The organism is Collinsella sp. CLA-ER-H3 (genome assembly GCF_040092425.1).
GTDB lineage: Bacteria > Actinomycetota > Coriobacteriia > Coriobacteriales > Coriobacteriaceae > Collinsella.
Genome location: NZ_JBBNLP010000006.1, coordinates 130096 through 153389 on the forward strand (window position 1 = coordinate 130096; position 23294 = coordinate 153389).

Below are 23294 nucleotides of genomic sequence, written 5' to 3' on the forward strand. Positions count from 1 at the left end.
AGCGCTGCAAACGTTTTAGAGCTGCAATGCCAAAACATCGATGGTGTCTCGTTGGCTGGGCGAGTGGGTAAAATGCCTCCAACGTGTAACTCGATTCGGAGGAATTCGCATGCCTTATTACTATGGATACGGCTTTGGCATCGACCCGCTGTACCTGCTGGTTGTTCTTGTCTGCACGGTGATCGGTCTTGCCGCACAGAACTATATCAACTCGACGTACAAAACCTGGTCCAAGGTTCGCTCGGACGGCGACACGGGCGCCACGGTCGCTCGCCGCATGCTCGACGCCAACGGCTGCAACGCCGTGGGTATCAAGGGCGTCGCTGGTGAGCTCACCGATCATTACAACCCGCAGGACAACAACCTGTATCTCTCGGATGCCAACCGTTCGGGCGGGTCGGTCGCAAGCGTTGCCGTTGCCTGCCACGAGGCGGGCCATGCCGCCCAGCGTCAAAGCGGTTATGCCATGATGAAGGTTCGCACCGCCCTCGTGCCGGTCGTCAACTTTACCCAGAACACCTGGACCATCGTGTTGCTCTTGGGCCTATTTATGAACATTGCCGGGCTCACGGCCCTCGCGCTGATCTTCTTCTCGTTTAGCGTGCTGTTCCAACTGGTTACGCTGCCGGTCGAGATTGATGCTAGTCGGCGCGCCGTGGCGTATATTGAGCAGTCGGGTATGAGCTCCAAGCAGGTCAACGGTGCCAAGAAGGTGCTGACGGCCGCCGCGCTTACCTATGTGGCTGCGGCGCTCACCTCGATTATTCAGCTGCTCTATCTTATGGCTCGCTACAACAGAAACTCCAACCGATAACAAATTGGGTCGCTGGGCGCCGCGGGGATTCGTGTCCCCGCGGCGCTGTACTATGTGTTGGACTTGAATTTGCGCAGGGCCGAAGCCCTTGTGCACGATGACGAAAGGAGGCTGCGTGGCAGGCTGGAATCTGACCGGCAATACCGTTTCCGCCGAGTTCGACGGTTCGGACGATCAGGAGCGCAAGGAGCTCAGCGTGAGCCAAGCGGTGGAGATCGCCGCCGGCGCGCTCGACGCCATTCCGCAGCTGAGCGTTTTGGGTGAGGTCACGGGTTTTCGTGGTCCCAATGCCCGAAGCGGCCACTGCTACTTCCAGATTAAAGACGACTCGGCCGCCGTCGACTGCATCATCTGGAAGGGCGCCTATCTCAAGCGTACCTTCGATCTGCGTGACGGCATGCAGGTGAGCTTTAAGGGCAGCTTCAACCTCTATAAGGCCACAGGCCGCATGAGCTTTGTCGCTCGCTCGTTTTCGCTGGCGGGGGAGGGTCTGCTGCGTCAACAAGTGGCGCAACTGGCCGAAAAGCTACGCCGCGAGGGCCTGATGGACGAAGCGCGCAAGCGCCGCATCCCGGTGTTCTGCTCCCGCGTGGCGGTCGTCACCTCGCTTTCCGGTGCGGTAATCGACGACGTCAAGCGTACATTGCGTCGGCGCAATCCGCTCGTCGAGCTTGTCTGCGTGGGCGCCAAGGTTCAAGGCGAGGGTGCGCCGGCCGAGCTTATCGAGGGCCTGCGCCGTGCCGCCGCCATCACGCCGGCGCCCGACTGCATCTTGCTGGTGCGCGGCGGCGGCTCCTTCGAGGACCTCATGACCTTCAACGACGAGGAGCTTGCCCGTGCAGTGGCTGCCTGTCCCGTGCCCGTGGTGACCGGTATCGGCCATGAGCCCGATACCTCGATTTGCGACATGGTGAGCGACCGCCGCGCCTCCACGCCCACGGCGGCGGCAGAATCGGTGGCGCCGGCTATGACGGAGTTGGCCGATGTGCTCGAGGCGCGCCATCAGCGTCTGGGTGCCGCGATGGCATCGATGATTGGGTCGGCCCAGGTCGACCTGGAGATGCTCGATCAGCGCGGTCGCCGTGCCTGGGATACCTATACGGCTCGCCTGGGCGATGCGCTCGATGCGGCTGCGTGCCGCCCGTGCCTCAACGACCCCACATTTATGGTCGAGCGTCGCGAATCGGAGCTTGCGCTGACCGCCGATCGCCTGTCGGGCGCCATAGTACGCTCGGTCGGGACATTTCGCTCCAACTTTGAGCGCTTGCCCGAGCGTCTGGTTGCAAGCACCTCGGGGCTCGATGGCAAGCGCCATGCGCTCACGCTCGCGAGCTCTCGCCTGGAGCATCAGGGGCGCACGATGCTCAACAAGCCAGCGTCCGACCTGGGCCGTACGGCAGCCTCGCTCGATGCCCTGTCGCCGCTCAAGGTGCTTGCCCGCGGCTATTCCATCGCGTACAGCGTTGACGGCGTGGCTATGAGCGCCAAGACCTTTAAGCCGGGCGACGCCATTCGCGTACGCATGGCAGACGGCAACGTGGCAGCAACGGTCGATACGGTCGAGTAGGCTGCGTTTCATAGCGATAAACCTTTAGGAAAGGAAACAGATATGGCAGAGAAAACCCCGGTCGAGCAGCTTACGTACAAGCAGGCTTCGCAGGAGTTGGAGCTCATCATCCGCAGCCTGGAGTCGGGCGATATGGAGCTCGAGGAGTCGCTCGAGAGCTATACCCGCGGCGTAGAGCTCCTCAAGAGCCTGCGTACTCGCTTGTCCGATGCCGAGCAGAAGGTCTCGGTGCTCCTTAAGGACGTCGACGGCAACGACGTGCTCGCCGACGGCGAGGCCGCCAACACGGACGACAACCTCTCGTTCTAACCACCCCGACCAAATATAATTACCTTGGTCTGCGAGAAAGGAACCAACCATGTGTGATTGCATCTTCTGCAAAATTGCCAACCACGAGATCCCCTCGACCGTCGTTTACGAGGACGATCAAGTCATCGCCTTCGACGACCTCAACCCCCAGGCGCCGGTCCACACTCTCGTGATTCCCAAGAAGCACTACAGCGATATCGCCGATAATGTGCCTGCCGAGACCATGGGCGCCATGGCTCACGCCATCCAGGAGGTCGCTAAGGCCAAGGGCTTGGAGGACGGTTTCCGCGTCATCTCCAACAAGGGCGTCAACGCCGGTCAGACCGTCATGCATTTCCATATGCACGTCCTCGGCGGCAAGAACTTGGGTGAGAACCTCATCTGAGGGCGCGTAGGCCGTCGACTTGGCTGCCTTTGGAGTAATCTATGCAGCTTTCTCAACTCGAATACCTTCAAGCGGTAGCGAACTATGGCGGCGTGCGCAAAGCAGCTCGCGCCGTTCATGTGAGTCCGCAGGCCGTTTCGTCGGCAATCAAAAAGTTGGAATCTGAGTATCAGATCGTTTTGCTCAACCGATCGGCGGGGGAGGCTGTTTTGTCTCCGGCGGGCAGAGAATTTGCGCGTCGTGCACGCGTGATCCTGGCACAAGTCGACGATCTCAAAAAGTACGCTCAATCGAGGGACGACGGCGTCTCGCCCGACGGCCACTTTCGTCTTTACGCCCCCTGCCTTCATGGGCGGGGGCGCCTTTTTGCCGAAAACTGGTATGACTCGTTTGAAAGCTCGCACCCTCAGATTCACCTCGATGTGTGGCATCAGCCAACGGCTACATGCTTTGAATCACTTATACTTGGCATTTCGGACGCGGCTATCTCGTTTGAGGAACCACGGGACAGCGTCCTTTCTTCAAAATATATGGGTGAAAAGGAGCTCAGGGTTCTTTCATGCCCAGCTGGTCATCAATCTGTGGGTGCTATGACCGTTCGTGAGTTACTGGGCGGCAGGCTCGCTGTTCCCATTAATTTGTCACCCTGTCTCAATGCAATCAATCAATGTCCCGAAGCTCAGCTGGTTAATTTCCGCTTTCGCGATGTCGAATACGGAAACAGGGCGCAGGCTGAGTTTCTTCAAGCCGGGGGATTGATATTGAGTTTTTCTGGCTCTTCTCTCGCATCGGATGGATCGGAAGTGAGCGAGTGCTCCATTGAAGCCTCACATGACGTAGCCTTGCCCATCTACTTTTGCTATCGACAAAATGCCTGGACCGATCGACACCAGACGGTATTTCTTCACCTATTGCGTCATCTCGCTTCGTGAGGCCATTTGGCCTCGTGTCGTCAAGTGAATGTTGACGCCCTGCAACACATAGCTGACAGCTTTGCCCTCATGCTTTTCCAAGATTTCGATTTAGATTGCTGACTCTTGGAGGGCGGAGCATGAAAAACCGTACGGTTTTGCTTTATATGACGTTCGTTTTTCTGTCGAACTTCAGCACTATTTTGTATTTTCTGACGGTTTACCTTGAATTCGTCGGATTCTCGATAGTGGCGATTTCTAGCATGATGATTGCATATCAAGTGAGCAAGTTCATCCTCGAAGTTCCCACTGGCTATATTGCTGATAGGTTTGGACGAAAGGCAAGCGGTCTCGTTGGCGTCGTGGGGATGCTTGGATACTACGCCGCCCTGCTTCTCGTCCGTTCCCCTCTGCTTTTAATCGGTGCGTTCGCTCTCAAAGGTTTTGCCGTTGCATGTCTGAGCGGATCCATAGAAGCGATTTACATTGACAGCGTCTCTCAGGACCAGCTCGTAAGACTTAATGTCGTTGAGCGATTTGTTTTCTATGCCTCTTATGCCATCTCCGCTTGCGTGGGCGGTTTCATTTCGTCTGTCGGTGCATATCTCATTGGTCTTTCGGCAGATATCATCGCAATGGTGTTGACGTTGGTTGTCGTTGTCTGCATTCCTGAGATGCGAAGAGGGGGCACTGCGGGGGCACCTGAGCGTGGAATTAGCCCGAAGATGATCGGTGCCGCTATTGCGTGTAATGGCATTCTTCGTTCAGCGTTCATCATGGACTGTTCTCAGGCATTTGCTTTTGTCGCCCTGGAAGACTTTTTCTCACTGCTGCTTGCGGGCCGCGGAATGAATTCCGTCGCTTCGGGTGTGACCATTGCGGTCCAGCTCCTTGCCTCGGCCTCCATGGGGCTTATTGTGCCCAGTGTGATTGCTCATGTCGACAAGGGCCGTTTTGCGCGTATTTGCGGCATCATTCGCTTAGTATTGACAGCTTTGTTTTTGATCCCCCTTACTCCGGCTAATTTGCTGCCCGTGTTCTATGTGCTGCAGACAGTTGCGTACTCGTTGTTTGCCCCAATCAAATACTCAGTTTTCCAAAATGCTGCCGACTCATCGATGCGCTGTTCACTGATTTCGGTTCAAAGCCAGATGGTGGCGGTGGGTGCCGTTCTTTTCTATCTGCTCAACTCTGTGCTGAGTAGCGTTGCGGGCATTCGAGTCGTATTGCTTGTTGCGCTCGGGATTTCTTCCCTGGTGTATATCCCCGCGCTATTTCGTCTTACAAGTCAAAGGCCATGAGTATTTAGGCACCGATAACTTATATATCAACGCAATAAACCCGAGCGCGAGGGCGTTTGGGTTTATTATTGAAGCGTATGTAACCTGGCGGCGCCACACCGCCTGTTAGTAGGGAGACACATGAACGTTCTGGTCGTCAACGCAGGATCTTCGACCCTTAAGTATCAGGTCATCGATACCAAGTCCCACAAGGTGTCCGCAAAGGGCTCCTGCGAGCGCGTCTGCTTTACCGGCGGTACCTTCACCCATGCTGCCAACGGCTCCAAGAAGGTGACCGAGAACATCGAGTTCCCCGACCACAAGGTCGCCATCGAGGCTGTCCTGAAGGACCTCGAGGCCAACGGCGTCAAGATCGAGGGCATCGGTCACCGCATCGTTCAGGGCGGTTGGTACTTTGGCGATTCCTCCCTCGTCGACGAGGACGTTCTCGCCAAGATTCGCGAGGTCGCCCCGCTAGCGCCGCTGCACAACAACCCCGAGGCCAACGTTATCGAGTACTGCCTGGAGCAGTATCCCGACCTGCCCAACGTTACGGTCTACGACACCGCTTTCCACTTCAACATGCCCGAGGTCGCCAAGACTTACGCCCTTCCCAAGGATGTTTGCGACAAGCTGCACATCCGTAAGTACGGCGCCCACGGCACCAGCTACCGCTACATCTCCAAGAAGGTCGCCGAGATGACCAACGGCGAGGCCCGCAAGGTCGTCGTGTGCCACATCGGCTCCGGTGCCTCCCTGTGCGCCATCGAGGACGGCAAGTGCATGGACACCACCATGGGCCTCACCCCGCTCGACGGCGTCATGATGGGCACCCGCTGCGGCTCCATCGACCCGGCTACCGTGTGCTACCTGCAGCGCGAGGGCGGCTACACCTTCGACGAGGTCGACGAGATGATGAACAAGAAGTCCGGCCTTTTGGCTGTGACCGGCGGCAAGACCAACGACTGCCGCAATGTCGAGGAGCTCGCCGCTGCTGGTGACCCTGAGGCTCAGCTCGCCTTCGATATGTTCGTCTACAAGATTGCCGCCAAGGCTGCCGAGATGGCCACTTCCATGTGCGGCATGGACACGCTGGTCTTCACCGCCGGCATCGGTGAGCACGCTCCGGCCGTTCGCGCCGGCGTTGCCGACCGTCTGGCCTTTATGGGCGTCAAGATGGACCATGCCCGTAACGCCCTGCGTGGCGACGGCGCTTGGTGCCTGTCTGCCAAGGATTCCAAGGTCAAGATCTTCGTCATTCCCACGGACGAGGAGTTCATGATCGCTTCCGACGTCGAGCGCATCGTCAACGGCAAGTAATTGCAAGAGGGGAGGGGCTGGACGACCGAGCGCCGTTCGGCCCCTCTTTTGTGCTCGTTGGGCGATATGCTTGATAGCTATTTATCAAGTTGTGATAACTTCTTATTAAAATGCGGCCGCCTTAAGGGGTCTGCGTCGACCGTATTGCACTGCAAAGGAGTCTCATGAACGTACTTGTTGTCAATGCCGGCAGCTCAAGCCTTAAATATCAGCTTTTGGATACCGTTACCCGCGAGGTTTTCGCCAAGGGCAACTGCGAACGTATCGGTTCGGACATGGGCATCTTTGGCCACTCCGAGAACGGTGGCGCCAAGCAGACCGAGGAGGTCCCTTTCCCCGATCATCGCTCTGCTATCGCTCGTGTGCTCGAGGAGCTCGAGAAGACCGACTTTACGATTGATGGCATTGGTCATCGTATCGTTCAGGGCGGCTGGCACTTCGATGATTCCGCAGTTGTCGACGACGAGGTTATGGCCAAGATTCTTGAGGTGGCACCACTTGCCCCGCTGCACAACTACGGCGAGGCCGCGGCGATTGAGTACTGCCGTGAGAAGTATCCGGAGCTGCCCAACGTGGCGGTCTTCGATACCTCGTTCCATATGACCATGCCCGAGGTCGCCTATACCTACGCGCTGCCCAAGGACGTGTGCGACAAGTACCACGTGCGCAAGTACGGCGCCCACGGCACGAGCCACCGCTATGAGTGGATGATGGCCAAGGAGATCCTGGGTTCGCGCTGCCACCGTCTGCTTTCGTGCCACTTGGGTAACGGTGCTTCGCTCGCTGCTATCGAGGACGGCGTGTGCCGCGACACCACGATGGGCCTCACGCCGCTCGACGGCCTGATGATGGGCACTCGTTGCGGTTCCATTGATCCGGCCACCGTGTGCTACCTCCAGCGCGAGGGCGGCTACAGCTATCAGGAAGTCGATGACATGATGAACAAGCAGTCCGGCCTGCTTGCCATTTCGGGTATCTCCAACGACGCCCGCGACATCCGCACGCGCGCCTCTGAGGGCGACGAGCGCTGCCTGCTTGCCTTCGATATGTTCGCCTACAAGGCCATGCAGCAGGCTGGCTCCATGATCGCTTCCATGGCGGGCGTGGACACCATCACCTTTACCGCCGGCATCGGCGAGAACGACTGGTCGATCCGCAAGGCCTTCTGCGACTGCTTTGAGTGGCTGGGCGTACGCATCGACAACAACAAGAACCGCGAGGCCGTTGGTAACGGCCCGCAGGTCATCAGCGCCGCCGGCTCTTCCGTCACGGTCATGGTCATCCCCACCGACGAGGAATACATGATCGCCCACGACGTCGAGCGCCTGACCAAGAACAACTAACGCATTCGTTTGTAATTGAAAAAAGGCCTCCAGAGCAACAGCTCCGGAGGCCTTTTTGCTAGCAAGTGGAAATCCGAGTCCCAAAGTGATCGCCACCAGCAACGTCTGCACTTTCAGCAACGACACCCATCCGTTCAGATTTTCAGACCCAGCTCGTAGCCAAGCCGCCGTCCACCCCGGATTCTCTGATTGCTACGTGGCGGCAGGGACCCTACAGGGTAAAGCTCTGAAAATATTCCGCAGGACGCATGAAACCCCCGCCGCACGAAGTGCGCAGCGGGGGTTTCATGCATGTCCGAGGACGTTTTCAGAGCTTTACCCTGTAGGGTCCCGAGGGGATATGTCCGCTACTCAGCCATCTGGGCCTGGACGGCGGTGATGGCCACGACACCCACGATGTCGTCGGCAGAGCAGCCGCGCGAAAGGTCGTTAACCGGCTTGGCGATGCCCTGCAGGATGGGGCCGTAGGCGTCGGCGCCGGCGAAGCGCTGGACCAGCTTGTAGCCGATGTTGCCGGCCTCGAGGTCGGGGAACACGAGCACGTTGGCCTTACCGGCAACGGAGGAACCAGGAGCCTTGAGCTGGGCGACGGTGGGAACGATGGCGGCGTCGAGCTGCAGGTCGCCATCGATGGCGAGCTCGGGAGCCTTCTCCTTGCAGAACTTCACGGCCTCTTGGACCTTCTTGGCGACCTCGCCGCCGGCGGAGCCCATGGTGGAGTAGGAGAGCATGGCCACGTGCGGCTCAACGTTGCCCATGAAGGTGGACCAGGAGTGAGCGGAGGCGATGGCGATCTCAGAGAGCTCGTCGGAGGACGGGTTGATGTTGAGGCCGCAGTCGGCGAAGATCAGCGTGCCGTCGGTGCCGAACTGCGGGGTGTCGGTGCACATCACGAAGAAGGCCGAGACCAGCTTGGTGCCCGGGGCGGTCTTGAGGATCTGAAGCGCAGGGCGCAGGGTGTCGGCGGTGGAGTGGCAGGCGCCGGAGACCAGGCCGTCGGCGTCGCCCATCTTGACCATCATGGTGCCAAAGTAGGTGGCATCCATCACCTGGGCGCGAGCCTGCTCGATGGTAACGCCCTTCTTGGCGCGGAGCTCGGCAAACTTCTGCGCGTACTCCTCGTGCTTCTCGGCATTACGCGGGTCGATGACGGTAGCGCCGGGAACGTTGATCTCGTCGGGGTTGCCCAGGATGACGATCTTTGCCAGGCCCTCCTCGATGATCTTGGTGGCCGCGACGATGGTGCGCGGATCCTCGCCCTCGGGCAGGACGATTGTCTTAAGGTCGGCCTTGGCGGCAGACTTCATACGGTTTAGGAAATCGCTCATGTTACTCCTTACAAGCGTTTCGCTAAGCTCCAGGCGCCCGGCTGTTCACGAATAAACCCGCTGCTAGCGGGTTTACCTTTCAATTATGTACGCCGCGGTGCTTGAGCTTTCCTTGTGTGGCAAGCTCATTATAGGACGCATTAGCGCTATAATCGCTCTGATAAATATGTCTCGAAGAATGTTCGAGAAAAGCCCAGCTAACGAGCCCGTGGCTTTTGACAAGGAGTATCGATGCAGATTACCTCAGGCCTGCCTGAAGGCTTTAACGCCGGCGTATACGACATGATTGTCGTCGGTGCTGGATATGCCGGTGCCGTTTGCGCCCGTCGTCTCGCCGAGACTATCGGCTATCGCGTTGCCGTTCTGGAACGCCGTAGCCACATTGCGGGTAACGCCTACGACTGCGCTGATGAGGCCGGAATCCTGGTCCACGAGTATGGTCCGCACATCTACCATACCTTTAATGAGCGCGTCCACAATTTCCTGTCGCGCTTTACCAAGTGGACGGACTACCAGCACAAGGTGCTCGCCAACATCAACGGCACCCTTATGCCTGTGCCCTTTAACCACGCGAGCCTCAAGCTCGCCTTTGGTGACGAGCGCGGCGAGGAGCTGTATCAGAAGCTCGTGGAGACCTTTGGCAAGGACGTCAAGGTGCCCATCATGGAGCTGCGCAAGAAGAACGACCCGGATCTTGCCGAGGTCGCCGATTACGTCTACGAGAACGTCTTTTTGCATTACACCATGAAGCAGTGGGGTCAGACGCCCGACCAGATCGATCCCTCGATCACCGGCCGCGTTCCCGTCTTTGTGGGCGACGATGACCGCTACTTCCCGCAGGCTCCCTTCCAGGGCATGCCGCAGGACGGCTATACCGCGCTGTTCGAGCGCATGCTCGACCACGATCTGATTGATGTGTTCTGCGACGTGGACGCCCGCGACCTCTTCGAGATCGACGAGACCACCGTCAAGATCGACGGTAAGGTCTATGGCGGCGAGATCGTCTACACCGGTCCGCTTGACGAGCTGTTCAACCTCGACCTGGGCGCTCTGCCGTACCGTACGCTCGACATGAAGTTCGAGACGCTCGATATGGACCAGTTCCAGCCCGTGGGCACCGTCAACTACACCACGAGCGAGGATTACACGCGCATCACCGAGTTCAAGAACATGACTGGTCAGGTCCTGCCCGGCAAGACCACCATCATGAAGGAGTATTCCAAGGCCTATACGCCCGGCTCGGGCGAGACGCCCTATTACGCCATTCTGGAGCCCGAGAACCGCGAGCTCTATGAGCGCTATCTTGAGCGCGTCCAGAACCTGACGAACTTCCACCCGGTGGGTCGTCTGGCCGAGTATCGTTACTACGATATGGATGCCGTGACCAACTCTGCCCTCGATCTTTCGGATGAGATTATCGCCTGCCATGCATAAAGTCATATCATTCGGTATTCCCTCGTATAACGCCGCCAAGGACATGGACCATTGCATCACCTCCATTCTGGAGGGGAGCAATTACGCCACCGATATCGAGATCATCATCGTCGATGACGGTTCCAAGGACGAGACGGCAGCCAAGGCCGACGAGTGGGAGACACGTTATCCCGGCATCATCCGCGCGGTGCATCAGGAGAACGGCGGCCACGGCATTGCCGTCCTCTCGGGCTTGCGCGAGGCGCAGGGTACCTACTACAAGGTCGTCGACTCGGACGACTGGCTCGATGGCGCAGCCCTGTCGACTATGCTTTCGATCCTGCGCGGTTTTGAGGAGCGCGACCAGCGCGTCGACCTCTTTATCTCGAACTATGTGTACGAGAAGGTTTACGAGGGTACGCACACCGCTATTGGCTACAAGTTTGCCCTGCCGCGAAAAAAGATCTTTACCTGGGACCAGATTGGTCATTTCCGTCTGGACCAGAATCTGCTTATGCACAGCCTGTGCTATCGCACGGATGTGCTGCGCGCGTCCAATCTGCCTATGCCGCCGCACACGTTCTATGTAGACAACATCTACGCCTACGTGCCGCTGCCGCGTTGTAAGACCATGTACTACGCCGATATCGACCTCTATCGCTACTTTATCGGCCGTGAGGGTCAAAGCGTCAACGAGGCCACGATGGTCAAGCGTCTGGACCAGCAGTTCCGCGTGACGCGCATCATGATGGAGTCGTTCCATCTGTACGGCGATGTCGAGTCATCGCGTCTGCGCTCGTACATGATGGGCTATTTCACCATGATGATGGCAATTTGCTCGGTGCTTACTAAGCTTTCCGACGAGGATTGTGCCGACGAGCGCCTGAAGACGTTGTGGAGTGATCTGAAAGCCTATGACGAGCGTATGTATCGTCGTGCACGCTACGGTGTGGTCGGCTTCTTCACCAACCTGCGCGGTCGTGCCGGAGACAAAACCACACTCGGCCTATACCGTCTTGCCTCAAAGATCTTCAAATTCAACTAGCTGCCGAGTAATCGCTGCTGATAGGTTGACTGGGCCCCTTGGCCTTTAGTTTGCTACTGCGAACAGTCCTGCTCGCACGGAAAGCACATTAAGTGCTTTCCGGCTCGTGCGGAACTTGTATCAAACTAAAGGCCAAGGGGCCTCTGCTATAAGAATCGATTGTCAGGTTATTTGAATTTGAAGATCTTCGACGCGCGGTACACAGGGGCCTGGGCTGAAAAAATATTAGTTGGTAGTCGGTCGGAGGCGGGCGGGCATTACGTTTGTCGCGAGTTCCGCATGCAAAGAAGGCCACTTAATGTGGCCTTCGTCTTGCATAGGACTGTAGAGCAGCAAACGTAATGCCCGCCCGCCTCCGACCGACGGTCGAGTGAGATTACTTCGCAGCACCTGGGATTCCGTGGGAGGTTTTGGCGGTTTTGGCTCCGTTTACGATGGCGGTTTCCAGGGCTCTTATGGCGAGCATGCCCAGCTGGTCTAGGGGAACGGCGGCGCTTGCCTGGGCGCCCAGTTTGGCGCTGGCGAGGGTGTAGATGGTGTCGCCGTCGTTGGTGGTGTGTGTGGGGCGGATGGCGTGCGCGTAGGCGTCCGCGGCCATCTGAGAGACCTTGGTGGCCTGGGCCTTAGTGAGCTCCACGTTGGTGACGATGCAGCTGATGGTGGTGTTGGTGCGGTCGAGCGGCATCTGCATGGAGCCGGCGGCGGCAAGGGCGGCGAGCTCCATGTCGACGATCTGGTCGCTATCGGCTGCGGCGCGCATGCCGGCCACCCACTCGCCAGTGGCCGGGTCGACGACGTTGCCGCAGGCGTTGACGGAGACCACGGCGCCCACCTTGACGGGGCCGAGTGCCACGGCGGCAGCTCCAAGGCCGGCCTTCATGCAGGTAGCAGGTCCCATGAGCTTGCCTACAGTGGCGCCGGTGCCGGCGCCCACGTTGCCCTGCTCGAGCGTGGCAGGGGTGTGGTCGAGCGCCTCGCGCACGGCAGCGATACCGGCCTCAATGTCGGGACGCACGGTGGGGTCGCCAAAGGCAAGGTCGAAGATGCAGCTCGAGCACACGATGGGCACCTGTGTGGGGCCGACGGGAAGGCCGATGCCGCGGCTCTCGAGTTCGCGGGCCACGCCGCTTGCGGCTTCGAGGCCAAAGGCCGATCCGCCCGAAAGGCAGACAGCGTGGACCTTATCGACAGTGTTTTCGGGACGCAGCAGGTCGGTCTCGCGCGAAGCGGGAGCGCCGCCGCGTACGTCAACACCGCCGGTGGCACCCTCGGGCGCCACGATTACGGTGCAGCCGGTGCCAGCCTCCTCGTCCGTATAGTTGCCAAAGCAAAAGCCATCGACATTGCAAACATCGATGGCTTCGAGCGGTGTGTCCATATTTTCTCCTATCGGTTTTCCGCCGGGCCTTATGCCCGGTCGGGATCCGTACGGTACGGCAAAATTGTAGGCGCTGGGGGATACCCGGCGCCAGATGCGATTACGAGAGTTTTTGAATCGCGCGTGCGACGCGGGCGATGGGCAAGCCCACCACGTTGTAGAAGTCACCGGAAATATCGTGCACGAGCATGCGGCCGCCTGTGCCCTGGATGCCGTAGGCCCCGGCCTTGTCCATGGGTTCGCCGGAGGCGACATAGTGCTCGATCTGCTCTTCGGTAAGCTCATAGAACGTCACGTCGGTCACATCGACAAACGACAGACTCTCGGCGGCATGCGGAGCTGCAGCGTCGCCGGCTTTAACGATGCAGACGCCAGTTGCCACCTGGTGCGTGCGGCCCGAAAGCTCGTGGAGCATGGCGCGCGCCTCGTCCCCGTTTGCCGGCTTACCCAAAATCTTGCCATCGAAGGTGACGATGGTATCGGCCGCGACGGTCAGCTCATTGGGCTCGGCATGCTCGGCGGCGACGGCAGCAGCTTTAGCACGCGCCAAGCGCTCGACGAGCGTAAGCGGAGCTTCGCCATCAAAAGGCGTTTCATCGATGTCTGCGGGAATTACGCGAATGTTATAGCCCGCCTCGCGCATCAGCTCTATGCGGCGCGGCGATTGCGAAGCCAAGATCATAGTTGGATGCCCTCGGCGACCTTCTCGACGGCCTTTTCGCCGGCGAGCGTGCGCAACAGCTCCAAAGCAAAGGGGAGTGACTGTGCCATGCCACTGGCAGTGATGATATTGCCGTCTTGCGTGACTTTCTCGCCGGTATAGGTGCCCTCGGGGAAGCTCTTCTCAAAGCCGGGGAAGCACGTGGCGCGGCGTCCCTCGAGTAGACCAAGCTCGCCCAGGATAAACGGGGCGGCGCAGATGGCGGCAACGTGCTTGGTCGCGGCGAAATCGCAGACTACGTCGCAGACGCGCTGGTCGGCGCGCAGGTTGGTGGCACCGGGCAGGCCGCCGGGCAGCACGACGCAGTCGTACTCGTCAAAGTCGATCTCGTCAAAGAGCGCATCGCAGGTCACGGGAATCTGCAGCGAGCTTACGACCTCACGCGTGGGCATGATCGAGACGAGCGTGGCGCGCACGCCGCCGCGACGCATGACGTCGACCATGGTCAGGCATTCAATCGTTTCAAAGCCATCGGCGGCGAGAACGGCAACGCTGGGCATGAGAGTTCCTTTCGTAAGGCGGCATACAATTAGCCGTCTTATACCCCGAAGACCTCCGCTTGCCACGCTCGATTTCCTAATGATTTTTCTGAGCAATGATTAAGTGGCTAGTTGCGCCTAAGGTGGACGACGGTCTCGCAGTGGAAGGTTTGCGGGAATAGGTCGACTGGCGTGATCTTTACGGGGGAGAAGGTGTCTTCTTCGACAAAGCGTTTGAGATCGCGCGCCAGGGTGGCCGGGTCGCAGCTCACGTAGGCGACATCGCGAGCACTCGTGCTGGCGATAAGGTCGATCGCCTCGGGGGCGAGGCCTGCGCGCGGCGGGTCGACCACCAAGACGTCGGCATCCTGGTCGGGGAACTCGCGCACGGCATCGCCACCGATGACGTCGACGTTGTCGAGTTTGTTGATCTCGAGGTTACGGCGCAGGTCGCGCACGGCCGGACCGTAGGCCTCGACGGCGGCAACAAAGTCGCAGCGGCGGGCGAGCGGCAGGGTAAAGGTGCCGGCACCGCAGTACAGGTCCACGGCAAGCTCGTCTTCCTGCGGGTCGAGCGCTTCCATGACAAGATCGATCAAAATCTCGGCACCCTTGGTGTTGACCTGGAAAAAAGACGGGGCAGACAAGCGCATCTGACCCTCGGCGATATTCTCGGTCCATGAGCCCTCTCCGGCGAGCATTTCGACCTTGGAGACACGGCGGGCCTTCTTTTCGCCCTTGCTCATCACGCGCACGATGCTCGTGGGGTGAGCGGCGTCCGCCAGCACGCGGGAGACCTGCGAGCGCGGAAAAGAGCCTGTGGGCGTCCAGAGCGCGACCTCGAGTGCCTTGGTGCGGCGCGATGCGCGAATGCCCACGCGTTCGAGCCCCAAGTCATGGCTGCCGCTTAGATAGTTGAGTGCGCCGACGACCGATTTGAGCGCCTTCGGGAAGCGCTTATCGAACAGCGGGCACGTATCGACGGTCACGATTTTACTGGGGTCGACACCGTGCATGCCAAGGCGCATGCGACCGTTGACGACGGTCGGTTCGAGCTCGATTTTATTGCGGTAGCCCCAGTCGTCCTTGGTGTGGCAGATGGGCTGCACCAACTCATCGACCTGCTCAGGAGCGAACTTGCCGATGCGCTCGAGCGTGGAGCGCAGGTTTTGTTCCTTGGCGGCAAGCTGTGCCGTGCGCGAGAGGTTGCCCCACGAGCAGCCGCCGCAAATGCCAACGAAGGGGCAAGGAGGCTGAATGCGATCGGGGCTTGGCTCTAGAACCTCGGTGGTGCGGGCGCGCATGAACGACTTACCGTCCTGCACGATCTCGGCCTCGACGGTGTCGCCCGCCACGGCGCCCTGCACAAATACGGCCTTGCCGTTGTCGGCATGCGCCAGCCCGTCGGCGCCATACGTCATCGATTCTATGGTGAGCTTCATATCCCTGCCTGTCATTCGCGTTGTTGTCCGCACCATGGTAGCAGGGAAAAGCGCCCCGCATCTGAGGCTTTCCTCAAATGCGGGGCGCTTCTACAAACTGCTTCTACAAACGACTATTTCGTCTTGCCGGTAATGAGCGTCTTAAGACCCAGGCCGATCAGGCCCAGGCCCATGCGCACGCGACCGGGGCGATGGCGCTCGATGGCCTTGGTCTTGCCAGCGGGCTTATCGCGACGGGCGCTCGTCTCGGGTGCGGGCTTGGTGACCTGCGTCTCGGGCCGAGGTGCAGGTGCAGGCTCGGGCTCAATGACGGTCGCCTGGACCTCTTGGACCTTGGGTGCTACTGGCTGCGGCTCGGCCTCGGGGGCAGGTTCCGCCTCAATGACGGGCTCGGGCGCGGCCTCGGCGTTGCGATAGGCACGCTCCAGTAGAGCTTCCTGCGAGTTGAAGGGTTTCTCACCCTCTGCACGCTCTACGGGGACCCAGGTGCCGTCGCTCGTGAGGCTGCGGGCCTTCACGTTGTCGCGCAGCTGCATGCCCATGTACTCGTGTACTAGGGCGCGGCAGGTGGGGTCGAGCACGGGGAAGGCGATCTCCACGCGGTGCTCGGTGTTGCGCGTCATCATGTCGGCCGAGCTCAGATAGATCATGTCCGAGTCCACGCCAAAGGCGTAAACGCGCGCATGCTCCAAAAAGCGTCCGACGATAGAACGGACATGCACGTTCTCGGTCTTGCCCGGAACACCGGGCTTGAGGCACGAGATACCGCGGATGATCATGTCCACGCGGACTCCTGCGCACGATGCCTCGGCGATTTTGTCGATGACCTCGCGGTCGGTCAGCGAGTTGAGCTTAAAGAACACGCGGGCGGGCTCGCCGGCAAGGGCGCGCTGGATCTCGCGATCCAGGCCGCGCATGATGAGCGGCTTGAGGCCTACGGGCGCCACACCCAGGAAGCGGTAGTCGCCGCGCAGGTTGCCCAGCGACAGATTGCGGAAGAACAGGTTGGCGTCTTCACCGATGCCGGGATGGGCGGTCATGAGCATAAAGTCGCTGTAGAGTTTGGCCGTCTTCTCGTTAAAGTTGCCGGTGCCCAAAAGCGTGAGACGGGTGAGCGCCATGCCCTCGCGATAGGTGAGCTGGCAGATCTTTGAGTGGCATTTAAAGCCCTCGGAACCATAGATGACGGTGCAGCCCGCCTCTTCCAGACGCTCGGCCCACTCGATGTTGTTCTGCTCGTCAAAGCGGGCACGAAGTTCCATGAGCACCGTGACCTCTTTGCCGTTCTCGGCAGCATCGATCAGCGATTCGCACAGGCGGCTCTGCTTGGCCACGCGGTAGAGCGTGATGCGCAGCGAGATGCACTCGGGGTCGTAGGCGGCCTCGTGCACCAGATCCAGGAAGGGGTTCATGGCCTCGTAGGGATAAAAGAGCAGCTTGTCGCCCTGCAGCACCTGTTCGCGGATGGAGCGGGTCATGTCGATGTTGGGGTTGGGCTGCGGCTTAAACGGCGTAAAGAGCAGCTCGTTGCGCAGGTGCTCGGGAATCTTGCCCTCAATGCCAAAGACGTAGCCCAGGTCGAGCGGGATATCGCAGGTAAAGACCGAGCGACGCGAGAGCTCGAGCGCCTTGCGGATAGTCTTGAGCGTCGCCTTCTCGAGCGACCCCGAGACGGCGAGCACTACCGGCTGCAGGCGCAGGCGCTTCTTGAGGATGCGCTTCATGTGCTGGCGGTAGTCCTCTTCCTCTTCGACGCCCTCGCCGTCCGGATCGATGTCGGCGTTGCGGGTGACGCGGATCAGCGCACGATCCAGCGGCTTATAGGAGCCAAAGCAGCTGTCCAGGCAGGCGAGAATGACGTCCTCGAGCAAGATGTAGGAGTAGGTGCCGGTGGGCGAGGGAATCTCGACCACGCGGTTCATCGAGGCGGGAATCTCGATAAGGCCCAGCAGGCTCTCCTCGTCGGTGGCGCCGTCCAGACCACAGGCCAGATAGAGCGCGCCGTTGCGCAGGTTGGGGAAGGGGTGGCGCGGATCGATGACCAGCGGCGAGATGACCGGCGACACGTAGGCCTGGAAGTAGCGGGTTACGAAGGTGCGCTCCTCGGGCGTAAGCGAATCGATGCGGGCGCGGTGAACGCCCAAGGTGTCGAGCTTGCCTTCGATGCTCTTAAAGATGGATTCCCAACGAGTAAGGAGCCCGGGCATTTCGGCCATGACAGCATCGACCTGTTCGGAGGCGGTCATATTGCTCTTGTTGTCGACAGGCTGTTTTTTGAGCTCTGCCAGATCGGACAGGCCGCCCACGCGCACCATGAGAAACTCGTCGAGGTTAGACTCGAAAATCGACACGAACTTTAGACGCTCGAACAGCGGAACGGTCTCATCGAAGGCTTCGTCGAGCACGCGGTTGTTAAAGCGCAGCCAGCTAAGCTCTCGGTTTTGCGTGTACGAGAAGTCGCGCGGCGGCTTGCGCAGCTTTGCAGCGGCTTGCTTCTTTTCGATTTTGCTCGGCATATGCATCTGTCCGTTCAGTCCCCGTAGGGGACGGTAGCCTAACTCTTATTCACTATTGTCTCAATTTAGTCGACCGCTGGCACGAACGTATCGCGTGAACGGTATCTTTACCTACTTCTTACGCTGACGAGTCATAGGACTGACGCCCTGCTCGTCTGCAAGCGGTCTATATCCTCACTCAACTGGTACGTAAGTGTGAATAAGAATGATGGATAGCTGAATATCATTGAATGCAGGCGGAAACGTAAACAAACATCATTTATATACATAAAACCGATTTAGCTATGCAATTCTGAATCAAAAGTTTAGAGACGCAATCGCAAATGGTTTTTAAGAAAAAAGAGCGTTTACCTTAGAAAAGTTACTTTAGAACGCCGAAGTACATCATGGGGGAATCACATGCGATATACCGTTCATCGCACTTTGTTGACCGTTCGGGGGCGAGGTGGAATTGCGGGTGGAATTTGGATATAACTAGAGCTGTCAGCAAGCAGTGCCCGTTACGGAAGGGCGCTGAGAGATTCGGCCGAAAGGCCCGAAAGAAAGGTAGGAGGCCATGACGAAAGGTCTGCACGTGCCTTCCGAGATCGGCAAGCTCAGGAAGGTCTGCCTGCACCGTCCCGGCGACGAGCTCCTCAACCTGCCGCCCGACGAGCTCGAGCGACTCCTGTTCGACGACGTCCCGTTCCTGGAGGTCGCGCAGCAGGAGCACGACACCTTCGCCCAGATCCTGAGGGACCAGGGCGTGGAGGTCCTCTATCTCGAGAACCTCGTCGCCGAGGTGTTCGACCAGGTCCCCGGCGCCCGCGCCGAGTTCACCGACCAGTACATCGCCGAGGCCGGCATCCGCGGCCAGCACATGCCGCAGATCGTCCGCGAGAAGCTGGACTCCATCGAGGACAACCTCGAGTTCGTCAAGAAGACCATGGCCGGCATGACCAAGTCCGAGATAGACATGCCCCTCACGGCGTCCACGACCCTCGACTCCCTGGTCAACTCCGAGTCCGAGTCCGACCTGATCATCGACCCGATGCCCAACCTCTACTTCACCCGCGACCCGTTCGCGGTCGTCGGCGAGGGCGTCAACCTCAACCGCATGTACTCGGTCACCCGCAACCGCGAGACCCTGTACGGCAAGTACATCTTCAAGTACCACCCCGACTACAAGGACGTCTCGCTGTACTTCCGCCGCGACTGCCAGTTCCACACCGAGGGCGGCGACGTGCTGAACATCAACGAGAAGACCCTCGCCGTCGGCATCTCCCAGCGCACCCAGGCCGCCGCGATCGACGTCATGGCCCAGAACATCTTCTGGAACTCCGACTCCAAGGTCGAGCGCATCCTGGCCTTCGACATCCCGGTCTCGCGCGCCTTCATGCACCTCGACACGGTCTTCACCCAGATCGACGTCGATAAGTTCACGATCCACCCCGCCATCATGGGCACCCTGCGCGTCTACGAGCTGACCGCCGGCAAGAACCCGGGCGACGTGAACATCCGCCTGATCGAGGACACCCTCGAGCACGTCCTGGAGGACGCCACCGGCGTCGACCAGGTCAAGCTGATCCCCTGCGGCGGCGGCGACCCGATCGCGGCCTCCCGCGAGCAGTGGAACGACGGCTCCAACACCCTGTGCGTCGAGCCCGGCAAGATCTGCGTCTACGCCCGCAACACCGTCACCAACGACGTGCTGTACAAGGAGGGCCTGGACCTTCTCGTCGTGCCCTCCGCCGAGCTCTCCCGCGGCCGCGGCGGCCCGCGCTGCATGAGCATGCCCTTCTGGCGCGAGGACCTCTAAGTCTTTCCGTTTCCGGTGCGGTCCCCCTACAACCGCACCGGCTTCGCCCGTTAAACGGGCAACACTAATACTTACGTAATTCATTTCTTCGAAAGGAATCGAACCATGGGTGTTAACCTCTCCGGCCGTAGCTTCCTCAAGCTTCTCGACCTCACCACCGAGGAGATCGAGTACCTGCTCAAGCTCTCCAAGAACTTCAAGGACATGAAGCGCGCTGGCGTTCCGCACCGCTATCTCGAGGGCAAGAACATCGTTCTGCTCTTCCAGAAGACCTCCACTCGTACCCGCTGCGCCTTTGAGGTCGGCGGCATGGATCTGGGCATGGGCGTCACCTACCTCGATCCGGGTTCGTCGCAGATGGGCAAGAAGGAGTCCATCGAGGACACCGCCCGCGTTCTCGGCCGCATGTATGACGGCATCGAGTTCCGTGGCTTTGCCCAGGACGATGTCGAGGAGCTCGCTGCTAAGTCCGGCGTGCCCGTGTGGAACGGCCTGACCACTGAGTGGCATCCCACCCAGATGCTCGCCGACATCCTGACCGTCCAGGAGAACTTCAACTACGACATCAAGGGCAAGACTCTCGTTTTCATGGGCGACTGCAAGAACAACGTTGCTCGCTCCCTCATGGTCGTCTGCTCCAAGCTCGGCATGAATTTCGTGGCCTGCGGCCCCGAGGAGTGCATGCCCGCCGACGACGTCATCGAGGCCTGCAAGCCCATCGCCGAGGCCAACGGCTGCACCATCAAGCTGACCACCGACGTCAAGGACGGCGTCACCGGTGCCGACGTTATCTACACCGACGTGTGGGTCTCCATGGGCGAGCCCGACGAGGTCTGGGCCGAGCGCATCGCTCAGCTCACCCCGTATCGTGTTACTTCCGAGGTCATGGCTATGGCCAACCCGGGTGCCATCTTCCTGCACTGCCTGCCCAGCTTCCACGACACCAACACTACGATTGGCGCCGAGAAGTGCGAGCAGTTCGGCATCACCGAGCAGGAGGTCACCGACGAGGTCTTCGAGAGCCCCGCTTCCAAGGTCTTCGACGAGGCCGAGAACCGCATGCACACCATCAAGGCTGTCATGTACGCCACGCTCAAGTAAGAGCATCTAGCATCTCGCTCGGGGTGTATTGCTGCTCACCCCGAGCGGTTTTGTCTGGTAAATATCTTGCGTCGGGCGGTGGGCACGGCACGGAAAATCCGCTTCGCGCGAGAAAGTTAAATGATTTATGAAGGGGGGATGAGAACCATGACTGAGACCGCTAAGAAAAAGCGCGGTATGCCTTCATCGTTCACCATTCTTCTAGCTCTGCTGGCAATTGTTGCAGTTGTTACCGTTATCGTCTCCGGCACGTCCGGCGGCGCGGTTACTGCCGCCCGTCTGAGCGATTTCTGCACCGCCCCGATTAAGGGCTTCGCTGACGCTCTGCCCGTCTGCCTCTTCGTTATGATCCTGGGCGGCTTCCTCGGTATGATGACCGAGACCGGCGCTCTGGACAACGGTATCGCCGTCCTGGTGCAGAAGCTTAAGGGCAACGAGATCATGCTCATTCCCGTGCTGATGCTCATCTTCTCCCTCGGTGGTACCACCTATGGTATGTGCGAGGAGACCGTTCCCTTCTACGCCCTGCTCGCCGCTACCATGATGGCTGCCGGCTTCGACCCGATGGTCGGCGCCGCTACCGTCCTGCTCGGCGCTGGCTGCGGCTGCCTCGGCTCCACGGTTAACCCGTTCGCCGTCGGCGCTGCCGTCGACGCCCTGACCGGCGTTGACATTGCCGTGAACCAATCCATCATCATCGGCCTCGGTGCCGTCCTGTGGCTTGTTACCACCGTCATGTCCATCGTCTTCGTGATGAACTATGCCAAGAAGGTCAAGGCTGACAAGGGTTCCACCATCCTCTCGATGCAGGAGCTCAAGGACGCCGAAGAGGCACATGGCAAGGCTGCTTCCGAGGTCCACAAGGAGGTCAAGCTCACCGGTCGTCAGAAGGGTGTTCTGATCGCCTTCGCCTTCACCTTCGTCGTCATGATCGTCGGCTTCATCCCGCTGGCCGACCTCAACGAGGGCGTCGCCAACTTCTTTGACGCTGGCGCTGTCTACGACGCCGACGGTAATGCCGTCGTCCAGGGCTGGTCTGCCCTGATCACCGGCCTGCCCATTGGCCAGTGGTACTTCGACGAGGCTTCCACCTGGTTCTTCCTCATGGCTATCCTGATTGGTATCATCGGTGGCCTGTCCGAGAAGCAGATCGTCAACACCTTCATCACCGGCGCTGCCGACATGATGTCCGTTGTTCTCGTCATCGCCCTCGCCCGTGGCATCTCCGTCCTCATGGCTAGCACCGGCCTCGACGTCTTCGTCCTCGACGCTGCCGCCAATGCCCTGGCTGGCCTGTCCGGCGTGATCTTCGCTCCCATGAGCTTCCTGGTCTACTTCGGCCTGTCCTTCCTGATTCCTTCGACCTCCGGTATGGCCACCGTCTCCATGCCCATCATGGGACCGCTGGCTGTTAAGCTCGGCTTCTCGCCCGAGGTCATGGTCATGATCTTCTCCGCCGCCATCGGTGTCGTGAACCTGTTCACCCCGACCTCCGGCGCCATCATGGGCGGTCTCGCCCTGGCCAAGATCGAGTGGACGACCTGGCTCAAGTTTGCCCTTAAGCTCATCGTCGCACTCTCCGTCGTCTGCGCCGTCATCCTGACCGTCGCCTGCGTGCTGCTCTAAGTACCCAACGGGTACCCCACGGAAACCTTGACGATCCTGTAAAGGATCACCTGGTCATCGTCTGTCCGGTGGGGTAAACCCACCGGTAGACTCCTACCTTTAGCCCCCTCCCGTTCCGTGCGCGGGAGGGGGCGCTCTCATGTTGCGCGGTTCTACGAACCGCGCAACCAGTCGACGCTGCGCGCCGCCCAGGACGACAATTTGTCATTCAAAAGGCAAGGCATGACCAAAAGGTCTATGCCTTGCCTTTTTTATGCCAACTTGTACGTCCTGGACGTCGCTCGCTGACTTATGCTCAACCTGCGGCGCTGCCATTATTGATGCAAAGGGGTCAGGTTAGTTTGCGCCAAAAAGGGGAAGTTGCGGTGGAATAGTTCCTGTTTGGCCGTCTGGGGGTGCGGACAGAAAGTTGGACCGCGGGGCGGTCCGGACTGGAGGTTCGCATGTACAGCAGGGAGAAGGTCGAGCTCTTCCTCCTGGCGACGGAGGACGGCATGGGGCCGACCGCCGCCGCGAAG

At 59.6% G+C, this 23294-nt stretch carries 19 protein-coding genes; 13 read left to right on the forward strand and 6 right to left on the reverse strand.

Annotation, left to right across the window (positions count from 1 at the left end; all coding sequences use genetic code 11):
- The first annotated feature begins 109 nt into the window (after positions 1-109).
- The 8 genes from AAAX32_RS06580 (at position 110) to AAAX32_RS06615 (ending at position 7929) form a co-directional block, all read left to right on the forward strand.
- Positions 110-814, forward strand: a complete 705-nt coding sequence (locus tag AAAX32_RS06580; protein WP_117759022.1) for a zinc metallopeptidase — start codon at positions 110-112, stop codon at positions 812-814.
- A 130-nt stretch (positions 815-944) separates the two neighbouring features.
- On the forward strand, positions 945-2381 hold the full coding sequence (gene xseA, locus AAAX32_RS06585; RefSeq protein ID WP_117770174.1) for an exodeoxyribonuclease VII large subunit: 1437 nt from the start codon (positions 945-947) through the stop codon (positions 2379-2381).
- Between the two features lie 42 nt (positions 2382-2423).
- Positions 2424-2690: an exodeoxyribonuclease VII small subunit gene (gene xseB, locus AAAX32_RS06590; RefSeq protein WP_006234311.1), complete on the forward strand. Its 267-nt coding sequence runs from the start codon at positions 2424-2426 to the stop codon at positions 2688-2690.
- Between the two features lie 49 nt (positions 2691-2739).
- Positions 2740-3075: a histidine triad nucleotide-binding protein gene (locus tag AAAX32_RS06595; RefSeq protein WP_035137921.1), complete on the forward strand. Its 336-nt coding sequence runs from the start codon at positions 2740-2742 to the stop codon at positions 3073-3075.
- 41 nt (positions 3076-3116) lie between these two features.
- A complete protein-coding gene (locus tag AAAX32_RS06600; RefSeq protein ID WP_117759020.1) occupies positions 3117-4007 on the forward strand; it encodes a LysR family transcriptional regulator in 891 nt (296 codons plus the stop codon).
- Positions 4008-4126: 119 nt separating this feature from the next.
- Positions 4127-5287, forward strand: coding sequence for an MFS transporter (locus AAAX32_RS06605; RefSeq protein WP_117770120.1), 1161 nt, complete (start codon positions 4127-4129; stop codon positions 5285-5287).
- A 120-nt stretch (positions 5288-5407) separates the two neighbouring features.
- Complete coding sequence (locus tag AAAX32_RS06610; RefSeq protein WP_117770119.1) at positions 5408-6586, forward strand: acetate kinase; 1179 nt, start codon at positions 5408-5410, stop codon at positions 6584-6586.
- A 164-nt stretch (positions 6587-6750) separates the two neighbouring features.
- Entirely contained in the window at positions 6751-7929 is a 1179-nt protein-coding gene (locus AAAX32_RS06615) for an acetate kinase (RefSeq protein WP_152067771.1), read from the forward strand.
- 347 nt (positions 7930-8276) lie between these two features.
- Here AAAX32_RS06615 and pta read toward each other — a convergent pair whose 3' ends face one another.
- The gene (pta, locus tag AAAX32_RS06620; protein WP_006234296.1) at positions 8277-9257 is read right to left on the reverse strand and encodes a phosphate acetyltransferase; all 981 of its coding nucleotides are present in this window, start codon (positions 9255-9257) and stop codon (positions 8277-8279) included.
- Between the two features lie 231 nt (positions 9258-9488).
- On the opposite strand from pta, the gene glf reads away from it, so the two are divergent.
- Positions 9489-10691 (forward strand): UDP-galactopyranose mutase, encoded by a 1203-nt coding sequence (gene glf / locus AAAX32_RS06625; protein WP_217107748.1) that lies wholly within the window; start codon positions 9489-9491, stop codon positions 10689-10691.
- Complete coding sequence (locus AAAX32_RS06630; RefSeq protein WP_217107749.1) at positions 10684-11715, forward strand: glycosyltransferase family 2 protein; 1032 nt, start codon at positions 10684-10686, stop codon at positions 11713-11715. The genes glf and AAAX32_RS06630 overlap by 8 nt, the downstream gene beginning before the upstream one ends.
- Before the next feature lie 376 nt (positions 11716-12091).
- Here AAAX32_RS06630 and AAAX32_RS06635 read toward each other — a convergent pair whose 3' ends face one another.
- From AAAX32_RS06635 to ppk1, 5 genes are all read right to left on the reverse strand, one after another.
- On the reverse strand, positions 12092-13093 hold the full coding sequence (locus tag AAAX32_RS06635; RefSeq protein WP_217107750.1) for a P1 family peptidase: 1002 nt from the start codon (positions 13091-13093) through the stop codon (positions 12092-12094).
- Positions 13094-13193: 100 nt separating this feature from the next.
- Complete coding sequence (locus AAAX32_RS06640; RefSeq protein WP_217107751.1) at positions 13194-13775, reverse strand: Maf family protein; 582 nt, start codon at positions 13773-13775, stop codon at positions 13194-13196.
- Positions 13772-14314: a DJ-1 family glyoxalase III gene (locus AAAX32_RS06645; protein ID WP_217107752.1), complete on the reverse strand. Its 543-nt coding sequence runs from the start codon at positions 14312-14314 to the stop codon at positions 13772-13774. Before AAAX32_RS06645 ends, AAAX32_RS06640 begins: the two co-directional genes overlap by 4 nt.
- A gap of 107 nt (positions 14315-14421) precedes the next feature.
- Positions 14422-15750, reverse strand: a complete 1329-nt coding sequence (gene rlmD / locus AAAX32_RS06650) for a 23S rRNA (uracil(1939)-C(5))-methyltransferase RlmD (RefSeq protein ID WP_217107753.1) — start codon at positions 15748-15750, stop codon at positions 14422-14424.
- Between the two features lie 98 nt (positions 15751-15848).
- On the reverse strand, positions 15849-18251 hold the full coding sequence (ppk1, locus tag AAAX32_RS06655) for a polyphosphate kinase 1 (RefSeq protein WP_229066897.1): 2403 nt from the start codon (positions 18249-18251) through the stop codon (positions 15849-15851).
- 556 nt (positions 18252-18807) lie between these two features.
- Here ppk1 and arcA point away from each other — a divergent pair.
- The 3 genes from arcA (at position 18808) to AAAX32_RS06670 (ending at position 22776) form a co-directional block, all read left to right on the forward strand.
- Positions 18808-20049 carry an arginine deiminase gene (gene arcA, locus AAAX32_RS06660; protein ID WP_117848985.1) on the forward strand — a complete coding sequence of 414 codons (1242 nt, stop codon included), beginning with the start codon at positions 18808-18810 and terminating at the stop codon, positions 20047-20049.
- Between the two features lie 105 nt (positions 20050-20154).
- Positions 20155-21150, forward strand: coding sequence for an ornithine carbamoyltransferase (gene argF, locus AAAX32_RS06665; protein ID WP_006234279.1), 996 nt, complete (start codon positions 20155-20157; stop codon positions 21148-21150).
- Positions 21151-21297: 147 nt separating this feature from the next.
- A complete protein-coding gene (locus tag AAAX32_RS06670) occupies positions 21298-22776 on the forward strand; it encodes a YfcC family protein (RefSeq protein ID WP_349076831.1) in 1479 nt (492 codons plus the stop codon).
- Positions 22777-23294 lie beyond the last annotated feature (518 nt).

Excerpts from the sequence above, each read along its gene's own strand:
- rlmD (WP_217107753.1), bottom strand. The coding sequence starts at position 15,750 with ATGACAGGCAGGGATATGAAGCTCACCATAGAATCGATGACGTATGGC.
- AAAX32_RS06640 (WP_217107751.1), bottom strand. The coding sequence starts at position 13,775 with ATGATCTTGGCTTCGCAATCGCCGCGCCGCATAGAGCTGATGCGCGAG.
- ppk1 (WP_229066897.1), bottom strand. The coding sequence starts at position 18,251 with ATGCCGAGCAAAATCGAAAAGAAGCAAGCCGCTGCAAAGCTGCGCAAG.
- arcA (WP_117848985.1), top strand. The coding sequence starts at position 18,808 with ATGACGAAAGGTCTGCACGTGCCTTCCGAGATCGGCAAGCTCAGGAAG.
- AAAX32_RS06610 (WP_117770119.1), top strand. The coding sequence starts at position 5,408 with ATGAACGTTCTGGTCGTCAACGCAGGATCTTCGACCCTTAAGTATCAG.
- AAAX32_RS06635 (WP_217107750.1), bottom strand. The coding sequence starts at position 13,093 with ATGGACACACCGCTCGAAGCCATCGATGTTTGCAATGTCGATGGCTTT.
- AAAX32_RS06580 (WP_117759022.1), top strand. The coding sequence starts at position 110 with ATGCCTTATTACTATGGATACGGCTTTGGCATCGACCCGCTGTACCTG.
- argF (WP_006234279.1), top strand. The coding sequence starts at position 20,155 with ATGGGTGTTAACCTCTCCGGCCGTAGCTTCCTCAAGCTTCTCGACCTC.
- AAAX32_RS06595 (WP_035137921.1), top strand. The coding sequence starts at position 2,740 with ATGTGTGATTGCATCTTCTGCAAAATTGCCAACCACGAGATCCCCTCG.
- glf (WP_217107748.1), top strand. The coding sequence starts at position 9,489 with ATGCAGATTACCTCAGGCCTGCCTGAAGGCTTTAACGCCGGCGTATAC.
- xseB (WP_006234311.1), top strand. The coding sequence starts at position 2,424 with ATGGCAGAGAAAACCCCGGTCGAGCAGCTTACGTACAAGCAGGCTTCG.
- AAAX32_RS06645 (WP_217107752.1), bottom strand. The coding sequence starts at position 14,314 with ATGCCCAGCGTTGCCGTTCTCGCCGCCGATGGCTTTGAAACGATTGAA.
- AAAX32_RS06615 (WP_152067771.1), top strand. The coding sequence starts at position 6,751 with ATGAACGTACTTGTTGTCAATGCCGGCAGCTCAAGCCTTAAATATCAG.
- AAAX32_RS06605 (WP_117770120.1), top strand. The coding sequence starts at position 4,127 with ATGAAAAACCGTACGGTTTTGCTTTATATGACGTTCGTTTTTCTGTCG.
- AAAX32_RS06670 (WP_349076831.1), top strand. The coding sequence starts at position 21,298 with ATGACTGAGACCGCTAAGAAAAAGCGCGGTATGCCTTCATCGTTCACC.
- pta (WP_006234296.1), bottom strand. The coding sequence starts at position 9,257 with ATGAGCGATTTCCTAAACCGTATGAAGTCTGCCGCCAAGGCCGACCTT.
- AAAX32_RS06600 (WP_117759020.1), top strand. The coding sequence starts at position 3,117 with ATGCAGCTTTCTCAACTCGAATACCTTCAAGCGGTAGCGAACTATGGC.
- AAAX32_RS06630 (WP_217107749.1), top strand. The coding sequence starts at position 10,684 with ATGCATAAAGTCATATCATTCGGTATTCCCTCGTATAACGCCGCCAAG.